We start from the raw sequence: 15,891 nt of genomic DNA, 5'->3' as shown, positions 1-15,891 counted from the left end.
ATGATATATTGAGTATAAAAAAAATAATAATGACAGGTGGAGGATCTGCAGGTCATGTAACCCCAAATCTTTCTCTTGTTCCAAAGCTTAAAGAACTTGGATATGAAATACAATATATAGGAACAAGTGATGGTATTGAAAGAAAAATAATAGAAAGAGAAAAAATTAGATATCATATAATATCAAGCGGAAAATTAAGAAGATATTTTGATATAAAAAATTTTACAGATCCTTTTAAAGTTATAAAAGGCATTTGGCAGGCTTACGAAATAATAAAAAAAGAAAAACCTAATATAGTATTTTCAAAAGGAGGTTTTGTTTCAGTACCTGTAGTGTTAGGAGCTTATTTCAATAAAATTCCAGTAATTGCTCATGAATCTGATATTACACCTGGACTTGCCAATAGAATTTCAATGCCTTATTGTACTAAAATATGTGTTACTTTCCCTGAAACTATTGAAAAATTAAACAAAAATAAGGCTATACTTACAGGGCCTCCTATAAGAAAAGAACTTTTTCAAGGGAGTAAAATTAAAGGAAAAAATATATGTAATTTTAATGATGATAAACCTATACTTTTAATTATAGGCGGAAGCTTAGGAGCTAAAGCTATAAATGAGGCTGTAAGAAGAAACATAGATAAAATATTAGAGAAATACAATGTAATTCATATATGTGGTAAAAATAATTTGGATAGTAAATATAATAATAAATATGGGTATAGGCAGTTTGAATATGTTAATGAAGAATTACCTCATCTTTTAACTTGTGCTGATATAGTAATATCAAGAGCAGGTTCAAATACCATATTTGAACTTTTAGCTCTTAAAAAACCTAATTTGCTTATACCTCTTTCATCTAAGTCAAGCAGAGGAGATCAAATTTTAAATGCTCAATCTTTTGAAAAAAGAGGATTTAGCATGGTTTTAAAAGAAGAAGATTTAAATGATAATAATTTATTATCAAAATTAGATGAGCTTTATAAAAACAAAGAAAAATTTATCAAAAATATGGAAAACAATAATTATAATAATACAATAGATACTATTATAAATATTATAGAAAAATATTCTTTATAAAATTATAAAATGTGTTTATTTAATAAGGTTTTACAAATTAAGTTGTTGTAAAGCCTTATTATTTTTTTGGAAATTTAGGAACAATTTTTATTATTAACCATAAATTTTTTAAATAAAATTTTAAAATATATATAAAATATAAAAGTATAAAGAAAGAGGTGATTAATATGAAAAAAATTTATACTATGATATTAACTTTTGCAATAATATTAAGTCTCAAAACAATTGTAAATGCTCAAGATTTAACTTATATAGTTAAACCAAATGATAGTATGTGGAAAATAGCTGTAAAACATCAAATTGGATTATCGGAAATAATACATGCTAATCCTCAAATAAAAAATCCTAATCTTATATATCCTGGTCAAAAATTAACCGTACCTAATATTGACGATATAAAGAAAATGGAAAATGAAGTAATAAGACTTGTAAATGTAGAAAGAACTAAAAGAGGATTAGCTCCATTAACAGCTAATTGGGAACTTTCAAGGGTAGCTAGATATAAGTCACAAGATATGAAAACCAATGGATATTTCTCCCATAACTCTCCAACCTATGGTTCACCTTTTCAAATGATGCAGCATTTTGGAATAATTTATAAAACTGCAGGAGAAAATATTGCTATGGGACAAAAAACTCCAGCTGAAGTTATGCAAGCTTGGATGAATTCTAAAGGACATAGAGATAATATATTAAATCCTAATTTCAAAGAAATAGGCGTAGGAATAGCAAAAGATGGAAACGTATACTGGACTCAAATGTTTATATCAAAATAAAAAATAAAAAATATTTTGTTTTAGAGTTTTATATAAAAATATTATAAAAAAACTTAGTATAATAAAAAATTATTATACTAAGTTAGTTGAATTATTAAAATAATAGTATATAATAGAAATGGAGACTGTACTATTAGTTTAATAATGTAAAACATTATTAAATAGGCTCTTTATTAAATATTTTATTTTTCTGTATCAATTTAAATTTTTATAGAAAGAAGGTATATTCATGAGAAAAATGAAAACTATGGACGGTAATACTGCTGCCGCTCATGTAGCGTATGCTTTTACTGACGTAGCTGCAATTTTCCCAATAACGCCATCTTCACCAATGGCTGAACATGTTGATGAATGGAGTACACAAGGAAGAAAAAACATTTTTGGACAAGAAGTTAAAGTTGTTGAAATGCAATCAGAAGCTGGAGCAGCTGGAGCTGTACACGGCTCATTACAAGCTGGAGCTTTTACTACAACTTTTACAGCATCACAAGGACTTCTTTTGATGATTCCAAACATGTATAAAATAGCTGGGGAACTTCTTCCATCAGTATTTCATGTAAGTGCTAGAGCTGTAGCAGCTCATGCTCTATCAATATTTGGAGATCATCAAGATGTTATGGCTGCTAGACAAACTGGATTTGCATTACTTGCATCAAGCAGCGTACAAGAAGTTATGGATTTATCAGCTGTAGCTCATTTATCTACAGTAAAAGGTAAAGTACCATTTTTAAGCTTTTTTGATGGTTTTAGAACTTCACATGAAGTACAAAAAATTGAAGTTTTAGAATATGATGAATTAAAAAATCTTTTAGACTGGGATGCTGTTAAAGCATTTAGAAAGAATTCTTTAAATCCAGAAAGACCAGTTACAAGAGGAACTGCTCAAAATCCAGATATTTATTTCCAAGGAAGAGAAGCAGCAAATAGATTCTACAATGCAATACCTGAAATAGTAGAAAATTATATGGCTGAAATAAATAAATTAACAGGCAGAGATTACCATTTATTTAATTATTATGGAGCACCAGATGCTGAAAGATTAATTATAGCAATGGGGTCAGTATGCCAGACTATAGAAGAAACTGTAGATTATTTAAATGCTAGAGGAGAAAAAGTAGGACTGCTTAATGTACATTTATACAGACCTTTCTCCATAGAACATTTCTTTAAGTACATACCAAAAACAGTTAAAAAAATAGCTGTACTTGATAGAACAAAAGAACCAGGTTCAGCAGGAGAACCATTGTATCTTGATGTAAAGAATGCTTTCTATGAAAGCGAATTAAGACCAGTAATAGTAGGCGGAAGATATGGATTAGGATCTAAAGATACTACACCTGGACAAATTTTAGCAGTATTTGAAAACTTAAAAGCAGAAAACCCTAAAAATGGATTTACTATAGGAATAAACGATGATGTTACATTTACATCATTACCAGAAGCTGAAGAAATTGATGTTGCAGATCCATCAACTAAAGCATGTAAATTCTGGGGACTTGGCTCAGATGGAACTGTAGGAGCTAATAAGAGTGCTGTAAAAATAATAGGTGATCATACAGATCTTTATGCACAAGCTTATTTTGATTATGATTCAAAAAAATCAGGTGGAGTAACAATGTCTCACTTAAGATTTGGTAAAAAACCAATCAAATCTCCATATTTAATAAATAAAGCTGATTTTATTGCTTGTCATAATCAGTCATATGTAAATAAATATAATGTTTTAACAGGACTTAAGAAAAATGGTATATTCCTTTTAAATACTATATGGGATGAAGAAGGACTTGAAAAACATCTTCCAGCTCATATGAAGAGATTCATAGCTGAAAATAACATAAAATTTTACACTTTAAATGCAGTTAAATTAGCACAAGAAATAGGTCTTGGTGGAAGAATTAATATGATAATGCAAGCTGCATTCTTTAAACTTGCTAACATTATTCCTATAGAAGATGCTGTTAAATATTTAAAAGAAGCAGTTGTAACTTCCTATGGCAGAAAGGGAGAAAAAATTGTAAATATGAACTTTGCTGCTATAGATAGAGCTCTTGAATCATTAGTAGAAGTTAAAGTGCCAGAAAGCTGGAAAAATGCTGTTGATGAAACTTCAAATGATAATGATAAAAATGTACCAGACTTTATAAAGAACATAGCTGAGCCAATAAACAGACAAGAAGGAAACAATTTACCAGTAAGTGCTTTTGTTGGAATAGAAGATGGAACATTCCCAGCAGGAACTTCAGCTTATGAAAAGAGAGGAATTGCAATTAATGTTCCTAAATGGGATATAGATAAATGTATTCAATGCAATCAATGTTCATTTGTATGTCCTCATGCTGCAATAAGACCATTCTTATTAAATGAAGAAGAAGTTAATAATGCACCAGAAGGATTTAATACAAAGAAAGCTCAAGGCGGTAAAGCATTTGAAGGATTAAATTATAGAATAACTGTTGATGTATTAGATTGTACAGGTTGCGGAAACTGTGCTGATATTTGTCCTGCACCAGGAAAAGCTCTTACAATGGAACCAATAGAAACTCAACTTAATGAACAAAATAATTGGGAATATTCTATGACATTGTCTTACAAAGAAAATCCAATGAATAAGGAAACTGTAAAAGGAAGTCAATTTGAACAGCCACTTCTTGAATTTAGTGGAGCTTGTGCTGGTTGTGGAGAAACTCCTTATGCAAAACTTGTTACACAATTATTTGGTGACAGAATGATGATTTCTAATGCTACAGGATGTTCATCAATTTGGGGAGCAAGTGCTCCATCTACACCATATACTAAAAACCACTGTGGACATGGTCCAGCATGGGCTAATTCATTATTTGAAGATAATGCTGAATATGGTTTTGGTATGTTCCAAGGTGTAAGACAAATAAGAGAAAGATTAGCTTTAAAAGCAAAAGAAGCATTAACTTTAAATATTAGTGATGCTTTAAAAGAAGCTCTTCAAAATTGGCTTGATAACTTTAAAAATGGAGAAGGCTCAAAGAAAGCTACTCTTAAGCTTTTACCATTATTAGAGGCTGAAAAAGAAGTTCATGAATCTTTAGCTGAATTATATGAATACAGAGAATACTTAATTAAGAAATCTCAATGGATATTTGGTGGAGATGGATGGGCTTACGATATAGGATATGGTGGATTAGACCACGTACTTGCATCAGGAGAAGACGTAAATGTTCTTGTGTTTGATACAGAAATTTATTCAAATACTGGCGGACAATCTTCTAAGTCAACTCCAACTGCTGCTATAGCTAAATTTGCTGCCAGCGGAAAGAGAACTAAAAAGAAAGACCTTGGTATGATGGCTATGAGTTACGGCTATGTATATGTAGCACAAATATCAATGGGTGCTGATAAAAATCAGGCTATAAAAGCTTTAATAGAAGCTGAAAAGTATGATGGGCCATCATTAATAATTGCTTATTCTCCATGTATAAGCCAAGGAATTAAGACTGGTATGGGAACAAGTCAAGCTGAAGCTAAAAAAGCAGTAGAAGCTGGATATTGGCACTTATACAGATTTAATCCTGAACTTAAGAGTGAAGGTAAGAATCCATTTACATTAGATTCAAAAGAACCAAAAGCTTCATTTAGAGAATTTTTACTTGGAGAAGTTAGATATGCATCATTATTAAAAGCATTCCCAGAAGAGGCAGAAGAATTATTTGCTAAAACTGAACAAGATGCTAAAGAAAGGCTCGAATCTTATAAGAGATTAGCGTCTAATTAACAAAAAAGATTGCGATTTTTATCGCAATCTTTTTTAATAAAATTTTAAAAAAACTCTTTTAAAATTATTAAATTAAAGGTACAATGTAAACATAACTTTAAAATAAAAATAATAGGAGGATTTTTTAATGAGTGAAGAAAAATTACACAACTCTTGTTGTGAAGAAGATACATGTGACTGCGGATGCGGTGAACATGAACATGTAGAAGGTTGTGATTGTGGTCACGATCATGGAGCAATGATTGTAGATTTAGAAGATGAAAACGGCAATATAGTTTCTTGTGAAGTCGTAGATGGATTCACATATAAAGAAAATGACTATGTGCTTGTTCAAAACCCTGAAGATGGTTCAGTATACCTATTTAAGGTTGTAGGAGAAGAAGGGGAATTAGTAATTCCTGAAGATGATGAATTTGAAGAAGTATCTAAATACTATGAACAAAGTTTAGAAGAAGAAGAATAAATATTATAAAGGCCGCTGCCGTAGATAGCGGCCTTTAACATTATATAATATAATTGGAGGTTATTGTTACATGGAAAAGCTTGCTATATTTGACGTAGACTATACTCTTACTAAAAAAGAAACATTAGTAGAATTTTATAAATTTATGTTTAAGAAAAATCCTAAAGTATTAATTTATTTTCCTAAAATTTTAATAGCTGCTTTTCTTTATATTTTAAAAATTATACCTTTAAGAAAAGCGAAAGAATATTTTATTTCTTTTATAGATGGAATAAAAGAAGAAGATATGCAAATTATTGTAAAAGAGTTTTATGAAAAAAAATTAAGTAAAATTTTGTATAATGATGCAATAGATATGATGAAAAAATTAAAATCTGAAGGTTATAAAATATATTTAATATCAGCTTCTGCAGAATTTTATTTAAAAGAGTTATATAATATAAAGGAAGTAGATAAAGTAATAGGGACTATATTTTTATGCGAAAATGGTATACATAAAAGCAAGATGCAAAGTGAAAATTGTAAAGGAGAAGAAAAAGTTAAAAGATTATTAGAAGAATTAAAAAAAGATAAAATAGATGTGGATTTCAAAAATTCATATATGTTTTCTGATTCTTTATCAGATATGCCCCTTTTTAATCTTGTTGGGAATCCATATCTTATAAATTTTAAGAAAAAACATGATAAAATTAAAATATTAAACTGGAAATAAACTAACACAGAAAATATTTAAAAAAGGAGATAGATAAATATGAGTGAGTGTTTTAGAAAATTTTTTATACAAAACTCTAATATATTAAAGGCTTCTGAATTTAACGATGAATTAATTTCAGAAGGGACTTCCCTTTATGAAGTTATTAGAATTATAAATAAAGTTCCATTGTTTTTAGAAAGGCATTTAAAAAGGCTTACAAATTCAGCTGAAATAGTAAATTTAAAACTTTGGATGAATATAGAAGAAATAAAAGAAAATCTTATAAAACTTATAAAAATAAATAACGTAGACAATGGAAATATAAAAATAGTTTTTAATTATAAACAAGAAGGCAAAAATACTAAACAAAATTTTTTAGCATATTTTATAAAGCATAATTATCCTTCAGATAATCAGTATAAAGAGGGAGTTTCCACAATTTTATTTTTTGCAGAAAGAAATAATCCTAATGCTAAAATTATAAATACTAATTTAAGAAAATTAAGCGATGAAAAAATAAAAGAAAATAATGCATATGAAGCTATATTGATAGATAGAAATAATAATATTACAGAGGGAAGTAGATCTAATATATTTATGGTTAAAGAAAATACAGTAATAACTGCTCCTTTGACAGATGTTTTAGGAGGTGTAACTAGAGAAATTATAATTGAAATATGTAAAAATGAAGGAATAGAGATTAAAGAAGAAAAGATAAATTATAAAGAAATAAAAAATATGCAAGCTCTTTTTATTACTGGTACTTCTCCTAAGGTACTTCCTATAAAAAATGTTGAAGACTTATATTTTAATTCAGCAGATAATAAAATTGTGAAAAAAATTATAAACTCTTATAATAAAATTATAAATGATTATATAGAAAAAAATAAAATTATTTAAATTTATAAATTATTATTAAGAAAATATATAAAATAACGAAAAATAAGTATAAGTTTATTTTTAAAAAGGTTGGAGATTGTAATGAATATTAAAAACTCTTTTGATAAAGAAACAGAAAATGATTTTATTTTTAAGAGGAATTTAAATATTAGTATATCAAAAGATAATATGGAAGCATATGTTACTATAAATTACTCTGACTTTGAAAAATGCGAAAAAAAAGAAAAAATACCATTTTATACTATTGAAGAATTAAGAGAAGCCCTTAATAAAGCTGGCATTACATATGGAATTATAGAAGAAAATTTAAAAAAATGTTTAGATAAAAATGGAGCAGATAATATATTAGTTGCCAAAGGAATACCATCAATAGATGGAATAGATGATATTTTAGATATTAAATTTGATGTCGATAAAGATATAAAAAAATTAAATGAAGATAAAAGTGGAAGAGTAGATTTTAAAAGCATTGGAGCAGTAAATTCTGTTAAAGAAGGAGATATAATAGCTGTAAGAATTCCAGGTAAAGAAAGTATTGATGGTAAAGATATAAAAGGCAAAGCAGTAAAAGGGAAAAATCCTAAAAAAATAAAAATTAAAGCAATTCAAGGATGTAAATTAATAGATGAAAATACTGTAGCAGCTTCAATAACTGGTAAGCCTTATATGAAAAATAATGCTTTTTATGTATATTCAGTTCATGAAATTAATGAAGATGTTAATCTAAAAACAGGGAATATTAAATTTTTAGGAGATATAGTAATTAAAGGAAATGTTAGAGAAGGAATGAAAGTTATATCAGGGAATTCTGTTACAATTTTTAAAAATGTTTTGAAGGCAGAAATAAAAGCCAAATCAGATATAATTATCAAAGGGAATGTAATTGCATCCAATATAGCAGCTGGTGGAGAAGACATGGAAAAGATTAAGGAAATAGAAATTTTAGAAAGTCTTATCACATATTTAGATAATATTATAAGCTGTATAGAAGAAATAAAAAAATTTAATCTCTTCGGATATGATGTTTCAGATGGACAAATTATAAAAATACTTATAGAAAATAAATTTAAATCTATACCTAAAACTTGCTTGACTCTTATATCTCATATAGTAAAAAACAGACAAAATGATGATAATGAATGCGAAATTTTAATAGATATTATTAAAAATAAAATTTTAGGATTAGCTCCTTTAAATATAAAACATTATGGGGAACTATTTGATATAAAAAATATAATTAAAGAAAGAATATTACTTTTAAAAAATAATATTTTTTTACCTGCAAATATAAAATTGTCTTATTGTCAAGATTCTACAATTAATAGTTCTGGAGATATAATAATTTCAGGTAAAGGAACCTATGTTTCTAATTTATATGCTAAAGAAAGCGTATATTTTACAGAAAAAAATAGTGTTGTAAGAGGAGGATTTATAAAAGCAGGTAAAGAAATTAAATGTAAAAATGTTGGAAGCAATGGAGGGGTAACCACAAGGCTTACCGTAGGAGAATGTGGACATATATATACAGATATAGCTTATGAAAATACAATATTTACAATAGGTCAAAGAGAAATTTTACTTAATTATGCAAGTAAAAATGTACATGTATATTTAGATGATAAACATGATATTGTGGTAGATAAATTAAGATTATAAGTGGAGGTATGTTTATGGACAGTAAAGAAATAAAAGTACTTATATTTAATATAAATGAAGAATATTATGCTGCAGATATAATGGAGATTGAAAGAATTTTAGGTTATGAAGAACCCACGAAACTTCCAGATTCTCCTGATTTTATAGAAGGAGTTATAAATTATGAGGGAAATATTCTTACAATTATATCTCTTGCTAAAAAATTTAATATTCATTCTGAAGTAAATAAAAAAGACTCTAAAATTATAGTAGCTAAGCAGGATAATTTTAAAATAGGAATAATAGTTGATGTTGTTTCTGAAGTAAAAGATATAAATGAAAAAGATATTGAAAATCCACCTGAAATAGCGTATGGAATTTCAAAAAGATATATAAAAGGATTAATAAAATCTGATAAAAAGATAATAATATTTCTAAATCTTAGCACTATTTTAACCGAAGAAGAAAAAAAATTAATATAGTAAGGTGCTGTTAATGTTATGAATGGAAAGGAAATAAAAGTAGGGATAGCGGATTTAAATATAGCTTTTTCACCAGATAAACTTATAACTATAGGGTTAGGTTCTTGTATAGGTATTGCTTTATATGATAAAGAAGTAAAGCTTGGAGGTCTAGTACATATTATGCTCCCAGATAGTAGTCTTTTTAATAATATAAATAATCCTATTAAATTTGCTGATTTAGCTATTCCGATATTATTAGAAAAAATGGAGAAAATAGGAGCTTCTAAAATGAATATAAAGGCAAAAATTGCAGGAGGAGCATCTATGTTTAATTTTTCTGATAAAAGCATGATAATGGATATAGGAAACAGAAATAGTATAGCAGTAAAAAATGTACTTTCTAAATTTTCAATACCAGTAATAGGTGAAGATATAGGGGGAAATAAAGGAAGGACTATGATATTTGATACTTTAGATGGAAGTGTTAAGATAAGGACAGTTGGAGCAGGCATAAAAGAAATATAATGGAGAGTGGTGCAGTTTGGAAAAAATTAAAGTATTAGTGGTTGATGACTCTGCATTAATGAGAAAAATAATATCTGATATAATTAATATGGAAGAAGATATGCAAGTAATAGATACAGCAAAAAATGGGAAAGATTTGCTTGAAAAATTAAAAAAATATAATCCTGATGTTATAACTTTGGATGTAGAAATGCCAATTATGGATGGTATAGAAGCTTTAAAAGAAATTAAAAAGAATTCATGTGATATACCAGTAATAATGCTTAGCAGTGTTTCAAAAAAGGGAACTGCACTTACAATGGAATGTCTTGAAATAGGTGCTTTTGATTTTATATCAAAACCATCAGGAGCAATATCTTTAGATTTAAATAAAGTAAAAGATGAACTTGTTTTAAAGATTAGAATGGCTAGCAGAAAAAAAAATACTATGAGAAATCATTCTAAGAATTCTAATATGAAAAATATAGAAACTAAAAGTATTAAAAGAAACATTATTAATAATAAAATTGAAGCAGTAGTTATAGGAGCTTCTACAGGAGGGCCTAAGGCGCTTTATGAAGTTATAACAGCTTTCCCTAAAAATATAGGAATACCTATATTTATAGTTCAACATATGCCTGCGGGTTTTACTAAAGCTTTTGCAGAAAGACTAAATAATAATAGCAAAATAACTGTAGTGGAAGCTTTCGATGGACAAACTATTGAAAAAGATATAGTTTATGTAGCACCTGGAGGTTTTCATATGGAAATTAAAGATGATAAAAAAATACACTTAAATTTAGAACCTGCTATTTGGGGAGTTAGACCCGCTGTAGATAAACTATTTTTTTCTGCTTCTAAAGTATATGGTTCACATCTATTAAGCATTGTTTTAACTGGAATGGGAAAAGATGGAGCTGAAGGTACTGAAGCTATAAAAAAAGCTGGAGGAATAACTATTTCTGAAGATAAGTCTACATGTACTATATATGGTATGCCTAAAGCAGCTTTTGAAACGGGTATGGTAGATATGGTTCTTCCAATTAACGAAATAGCTTCCCAAGTTATTAAATTAGTGAATAGTTAGGAGGATTTATGGATTTAGAATATTTTAAACAATGGGTATTAAAAGAATTTAATATAGATTTATCTGCATATAAAGCTAATCAGCTTCACAGAAGAATATTAAGCTTAATGTCAAGAGTTGGTGTAAATTCGGTAGAAGAATATATTCAACTTTTAAAAAAAGATGAATCTCAAAGGCAGAAATTTCTTGATTTTGTAACTATAAATGTAAGTGAGTTTTTTAGAAATCCTGAAATTTTTGAAGATTTAAAATATAAAATCAAAGAAGAACTTCTTATAAAAAATAGAATTTTAAAAGTATGGAGTGCAGCATGTTCTATTGGAGCAGAGCCATATTCTTTAGCTATAATATTAGATAGTTTATCTCCTAATATAAATCATAAAATAATAGCAACAGATATTGATTCTACTATATTAGAAAGAGCTAAAAAAGGAGAATACACATATTCTGAAATTAAAAATGTAAAAAAAGAGTATTTAGATAAATACTTTAAAATAGAAGGAGATAAATATATAATAAATTCTAGAATAAAAAATATGGTATCATTTAAAAAACATGATTTAATATTAGAACCTTATGAAAAAGACTTTGATTTAATAGTTTGCAGAAATGTAGTAATATATTTCAATCAAGATGTAAAGGATGAAATATATAAAAAATTTAGTTCTTCTCTTAAGAAGGGAGGACTTTTGTTTGTAGGTGCTACTGAAAGCATATATAACTATAAAGATTATGGATTTGAAAAAGCATCTACATTTATATACAGGAAAGTATAACATAATTATAGGAGGGAGATTATGGATACATCTCAATATCTTTCAATGTTTCTTGAAGAATCTATGGATAATCTTCAAGCTTTAAACGAATCTTTACTTCAACTAGAACAAGAACCAAACGATATAGATAAATTAAATGAAATATTTAGAATAGCACATACTATAAAAGGTATGGCTGCAACTATGGGTTATAATGTTATGGCAGAACTTACTCATAAAATGGAAGATGTTTTAGAAGAATTTAGAAATGGAAAATTAAAAGTAACTCAAAATGTGGTTACTGTGCTTTTTCAGTGCCTTGATACTCTTGAAACTATGGTAAATAGTATATCTGAAGGAGAAGACGATAAAGTATCTATAGAGGAAATATTAAAAAACCTAGAAGAAATAACAAAAAATGATGATGTTGAAGAAGATTTAATAACAAATAAAAATGATGTAAATGGCGATAAAAAAATTTTAAAAGTACAGCTTAATGAATATGACATAAATATTGTAAAACAAGCAGCATACAAAGGATTTAAATCTTTTGAGATTATAATAAATTTAAGTAAAAATACACTTCTTAAATCGGCTAGGGCCTTTTTAATATTTAAGAGTTTAGAAGAAAATGGAGAAATAATAAAATCATTGCCCGATGTTGAAGATATAGAAAGCGAAAATTTTGATTTCCAAATTGCGTTGGTTTATATTACAAATAAGGACAAGGAAGAAATTTATAAAAGCTTAATGAATATTTCTGAAGTTGAGAGCGTTTATATAGAACTTATTACACCTTTAAATTTAAAAAATGATATTAAAGAAGAAAATACAAAAATTGATAATAACAACTTAGTCTTTACAAACGAAAACTTTATAAACGCTAAAGAAGTTCAAAAGGAAACAGCTGTTCATAAAAAATCGCATCAATCAGTTAGAGTAGATTTAGAAAGATTAGATAAATTTATGAATATGGTTTCTGAACTTGTAATTCATAGAACAAGATTGGAACAAATAAGCAGTAATTTAAAAATTACTGAGCTTAACGAAACTTTAGAACAAGTTGCAAGAACTACTTCTGACCTTCAAGATTTGGTTATGAAAATAAGGATGATGCCTCTTGAGGTTGTATTTAATAGATTTCCACGAATGGTAAGAGATTTAGCAGTTGAATTAAATAAAGAAATAGAACTTATAATAGAAGGGCAGGATACAGAGCTCGACAGAACTGTTATAGATGAAATAGGAGAACCGCTTATACATCTTATAAGAAATGCTGCTGATCATGGAATAGAAAGTAAAGAAGAAAGGATTGAAAAAGGTAAAGATGCTATTGGGAAAATAAGATTAGCCGCTTATCAAGAAGGAACTAAAGCAGTTATTAAAGTAGAAGATGATGGGAAAGGATTAGATGTTAAAAAAATTCAAGATAAAGCAGAAAAATTAGGAATTAATACTGAAGGTATGACAGATACAGACATAAGAAATTTGATTTTTGTACAAGGCTTTAGTACTAATGATAAAGTAACTGATATTTCAGGGAGAGGAGTTGGTATGGATGTTGTTAAGACAAAAATATCAGCTCTTGGAGGAACTGTAGATGTTATAAGTGAAATTGACAAGGGTACATCTTTTATTATAAGATTACCATTGACACTGCAAATAATTCAAGCACTTCTTGTAAAAATTGGAAGTGAAACTATGGCTATATCCCTTGGATATATAGATAGAGTAATAGATTATAAAGATGATATAGTTAAAAAGACTAATAATAAGGAAGTTATAATTTATAATGGTAATGTAATTCCACTTATTAGAGTTAATAAAAAACTAGATATTTCTTCTTTAGAAAATACTAAAAAATATATAGTTATTGTAAAAGTTGGAGAAAAAACAGCAGGTCTTTTAGTAGATTCATTATTTGGTCAAAAAGAAATTGTTATAAAGCCTTTTGGGAAAACTCTTCAGGGATTAAAGGAATATATAGGAGCAACCATATTAGGAGACGGGCTTGTAACCCTTATACTAGATGTTGCAGCGCTTATATAATTTTTCCATAAATTTTAAATTTATAGGAGGCAACCATGGAATATATAAATTTTAACTCTATGCAGTTAGACGCGTTAAAAGAAGTTGGTAATATTGGAGCTGGTAATGCTGCTACTGCTTTATCTCAGCTTTTAAATAAAAAAATTGATATGACCGTTCCTGCAGTAAATATAGTATCTTTTAATGATATTTTTTCAAGAATAGGTGGAGAAGAAATTGTAATTGGAATTATAGTAAGGGTATTAGGAGATACACCAGGAAATATACTTTTTATATTTGAGAAAGAAGCAGCGCTTAATCTTATAGAAATACTTATAGGTAAAAGAGAAGAACAAATAAGCGAAATGGGGAATTCTGTACTTTGTGAAATAGGAAATATAATATCAAGTTCATTTATGAATGCAATAGGAAAGTTTACAAATTTGCTTATAATGCCTTCTGTGCCAGCTGTAACTTATGATATGCTTGGAGCTATTTTATCTACAACGTTTATAGAATCAGGACAATTTGATGATTGTGTTCTTGATATTGAAACTATGTTTTTAGAATTAGGCTCTAAAATAAGTGGACATTTTTATTATATACCAATGCCAGGTTCATTAAATAAAATTTTAGAATCCCTTGGAGTAAAATAGTGTATAATATAGATATTAATACAAATTTAATCATAGATATTCAATATTTTATGATGAAAAATAAATCAAATATAGTTTAGCAAAATGATTGTATAAAAAAGTAGTATTTTTATACAATCAAAGCAACTATTAATTTAATTAATATATTAAATTTTAAACTTTGAATATTTATAAAAATTATAAAATAAAAAAATGATAGAAAGTACAAGGAGGAATAAAATGGCTGCAAAAGTGTTAATTGTTGATGATGCTGCATTTATGAGAATGATGATAAAGGATATACTTGAAAAAAATGGGCTTCAGGTAATAGGAGAAGCCAATAATGGGATAAAAGCACTTGAACTTTATAAAAAAGAAAAACCTGATATAGTAACTATGGATATAACTATGCCTGATATGGATGGAATAGAGGCAGTAAAAGCAATAAGAGCTTATGATCCTTCTGCCAAAATAATTATGTGCAGTGCTATGGGACAACAAACCATGGTTATGGATGCAATAAGAGCAGGAGCAAAAGATTTTATAGTAAAGCCTTTCCAAGCAGATAGGGTAATAGAGGCAATTAATAAAGTATTAGGTTAAAGTTATTTTAAATAATAAATTTGCTGCTTAACTTAAAAATTAAGCAGCAGTTTGTAAATTTATATAATTAATTTTATTAATTATAAGATAAGGAGAGTAAATATGCAAGTTGTTATATTTAAACTTGGAGATGAACAATTTGCAGTAGAAACTGCAAAAGTTCAAAGTATAAATGATACTATGAGTATAACAAAAGTTCCAAAAGCTCCCAAACATATAAAAGGGCTTATAAATCTTAGAGGGAATATAATTTCTCTTTTAGATATTAATTTACTTCTTAATATAAATAATGATGAAAAGGAGCAAAATAATATTATAATATTAGAAATGGAAGATGAATTAGTTGGTATAACTGTAGACCAAGTAGATGAAGTTTTAGATATTGAAGAAAATATAATAGAAAAAATAGAAAATGATAGAAAAAAATCCTATATCAAAGGAATAATTAATTTTAAGGATAGGATAGTAACCCTTATTGATATAGATAAATTGTTATTAAATTAATTAGAAATGAGGGAAA

15 protein-coding genes are annotated in these 15,891 nt (G+C 27.4%); all 15 read left to right on the top strand.

The genetic code is table 11. From position 1 onward, the window contains the following. Nucleotides 1-14: 14 nt before the first annotated feature. The 15 genes from B5D11_RS00305 (at nt 15) to B5D11_RS00235 (ending at nt 15,875) form a co-directional block, all read left to right on the top strand. Complete coding sequence (locus B5D11_RS00305) at nt 15-1,079, top strand: undecaprenyldiphospho-muramoylpentapeptide beta-N-acetylglucosaminyltransferase (protein WP_078681353.1); 1,065 nt, start codon at nt 15-17, stop codon at nt 1,077-1,079. Between the two features lie 167 nt (nt 1,080-1,246). Further along, the gene (gene safA / locus B5D11_RS00300; RefSeq protein WP_078681053.1) at nt 1,247-1,855 is read left to right on the top strand and encodes a SafA/ExsA family spore coat assembly protein; all 609 of its coding nucleotides are present in this window, start codon (nt 1,247-1,249) and stop codon (nt 1,853-1,855) included. A gap of 229 nt (nt 1,856-2,084) precedes the next feature. Further along, the gene (nifJ, locus tag B5D11_RS00295; protein ID WP_078681052.1) at nt 2,085-5,603 is read left to right on the top strand and encodes a pyruvate:ferredoxin (flavodoxin) oxidoreductase; all 3,519 of its coding nucleotides are present in this window, start codon (nt 2,085-2,087) and stop codon (nt 5,601-5,603) included. A 127-nt stretch (nt 5,604-5,730) separates the two neighbouring features. Then, on the top strand, nt 5,731-6,066 hold the full coding sequence (locus B5D11_RS00290; protein ID WP_078681051.1) for a DUF1292 domain-containing protein: 336 nt from the start codon (nt 5,731-5,733) through the stop codon (nt 6,064-6,066). A gap of 70 nt (nt 6,067-6,136) precedes the next feature. Then, the gene (locus B5D11_RS00285; RefSeq protein WP_078681050.1) at nt 6,137-6,778 is read left to right on the top strand and encodes an HAD-IB family hydrolase; all 642 of its coding nucleotides are present in this window, start codon (nt 6,137-6,139) and stop codon (nt 6,776-6,778) included. Nucleotides 6,779-6,817: 39 nt separating this feature from the next. Next, nucleotides 6,818-7,660: an aminotransferase class IV gene (locus B5D11_RS00280; RefSeq protein ID WP_078681049.1), complete on the top strand. Its 843-nt coding sequence runs from the start codon at nt 6,818-6,820 to the stop codon at nt 7,658-7,660. 81 nt (nt 7,661-7,741) lie between these two features. Beyond that, a complete protein-coding gene (locus B5D11_RS00275) occupies nt 7,742-9,316 on the top strand; it encodes a DUF342 domain-containing protein (RefSeq protein WP_078681048.1) in 1,575 nt (524 codons plus the stop codon). Nucleotides 9,317-9,330: 14 nt separating this feature from the next. Beyond that, nucleotides 9,331-9,777 (top strand): chemotaxis protein CheW, encoded by a 447-nt coding sequence (locus B5D11_RS00270; RefSeq protein ID WP_078681047.1) that lies wholly within the window; start codon nt 9,331-9,333, stop codon nt 9,775-9,777. 18 nt (nt 9,778-9,795) lie between these two features. Continuing rightward, on the top strand, nt 9,796-10,284 hold the full coding sequence (locus tag B5D11_RS00265) for a chemotaxis protein CheD (RefSeq protein WP_078681046.1): 489 nt from the start codon (nt 9,796-9,798) through the stop codon (nt 10,282-10,284). 16 nt (nt 10,285-10,300) lie between these two features. Then, nucleotides 10,301-11,350: a protein-glutamate methylesterase/protein-glutamine glutaminase gene (locus B5D11_RS00260; RefSeq protein WP_078681045.1), complete on the top strand. Its 1,050-nt coding sequence runs from the start codon at nt 10,301-10,303 to the stop codon at nt 11,348-11,350. A gap of 8 nt (nt 11,351-11,358) precedes the next feature. Next, on the top strand, nt 11,359-12,126 hold the full coding sequence (locus tag B5D11_RS00255; RefSeq protein ID WP_078681044.1) for a CheR family methyltransferase: 768 nt from the start codon (nt 11,359-11,361) through the stop codon (nt 12,124-12,126). A gap of 21 nt (nt 12,127-12,147) precedes the next feature. Continuing rightward, complete coding sequence (locus B5D11_RS00250; protein WP_078681043.1) at nt 12,148-14,154, top strand: chemotaxis protein CheA; 2,007 nt, start codon at nt 12,148-12,150, stop codon at nt 14,152-14,154. Between the two features lie 35 nt (nt 14,155-14,189). Then, the gene (locus B5D11_RS00245; protein WP_078681042.1) at nt 14,190-14,789 is read left to right on the top strand and encodes a chemotaxis protein CheC; all 600 of its coding nucleotides are present in this window, start codon (nt 14,190-14,192) and stop codon (nt 14,787-14,789) included. A gap of 219 nt (nt 14,790-15,008) precedes the next feature. After that, complete coding sequence (locus tag B5D11_RS00240; RefSeq protein ID WP_078681041.1) at nt 15,009-15,371, top strand: response regulator; 363 nt, start codon at nt 15,009-15,011, stop codon at nt 15,369-15,371. Nucleotides 15,372-15,473: 102 nt separating this feature from the next. After that, nucleotides 15,474-15,875 carry a chemotaxis protein CheW gene (locus tag B5D11_RS00235; RefSeq protein WP_078681040.1) on the top strand — a complete coding sequence of 134 codons (402 nt, stop codon included), beginning with the start codon at nt 15,474-15,476 and terminating at the stop codon, nt 15,873-15,875. The last annotated feature ends 16 nt before the right edge of the window (nt 15,876-15,891 follow it).

Source organism: Clostridium sp. USBA 49, from assembly GCF_900167505.1.
In the GTDB taxonomy this organism is placed as follows: Bacteria; Bacillota; Clostridia; order Clostridiales; family Clostridiaceae; genus Clostridium_AT; species Clostridium_AT prolinivorans.
This window is presented reverse-complemented; position numbering and strand designations above follow the sequence as displayed.

Excerpts from the sequence above, each read along its gene's own strand:
- B5D11_RS00240 (WP_078681041.1), top strand. The coding sequence starts at position 15,009 with ATGGCTGCAAAAGTGTTAATTGTTGATGATGCTGCATTTATGAGAATG.
- B5D11_RS00250 (WP_078681043.1), top strand. The coding sequence starts at position 12,148 with ATGGATACATCTCAATATCTTTCAATGTTTCTTGAAGAATCTATGGAT.
- B5D11_RS00290 (WP_078681051.1), top strand. The coding sequence starts at position 5,731 with ATGAGTGAAGAAAAATTACACAACTCTTGTTGTGAAGAAGATACATGT.
- B5D11_RS00255 (WP_078681044.1), top strand. The coding sequence starts at position 11,359 with ATGGATTTAGAATATTTTAAACAATGGGTATTAAAAGAATTTAATATA.
- B5D11_RS00270 (WP_078681047.1), top strand. The coding sequence starts at position 9,331 with ATGGACAGTAAAGAAATAAAAGTACTTATATTTAATATAAATGAAGAA.
- B5D11_RS00235 (WP_078681040.1), top strand. The coding sequence starts at position 15,474 with ATGCAAGTTGTTATATTTAAACTTGGAGATGAACAATTTGCAGTAGAA.
- safA (WP_078681053.1), top strand. The coding sequence starts at position 1,247 with ATGAAAAAAATTTATACTATGATATTAACTTTTGCAATAATATTAAGT.
- B5D11_RS00285 (WP_078681050.1), top strand. The coding sequence starts at position 6,137 with ATGGAAAAGCTTGCTATATTTGACGTAGACTATACTCTTACTAAAAAA.
- B5D11_RS00275 (WP_078681048.1), top strand. The coding sequence starts at position 7,742 with ATGAATATTAAAAACTCTTTTGATAAAGAAACAGAAAATGATTTTATT.
- B5D11_RS00245 (WP_078681042.1), top strand. The coding sequence starts at position 14,190 with ATGGAATATATAAATTTTAACTCTATGCAGTTAGACGCGTTAAAAGAA.
- B5D11_RS00280 (WP_078681049.1), top strand. The coding sequence starts at position 6,818 with ATGAGTGAGTGTTTTAGAAAATTTTTTATACAAAACTCTAATATATTA.
- nifJ (WP_078681052.1), top strand. The coding sequence starts at position 2,085 with ATGAGAAAAATGAAAACTATGGACGGTAATACTGCTGCCGCTCATGTA.
- B5D11_RS00265 (WP_078681046.1), top strand. The coding sequence starts at position 9,796 with ATGAATGGAAAGGAAATAAAAGTAGGGATAGCGGATTTAAATATAGCT.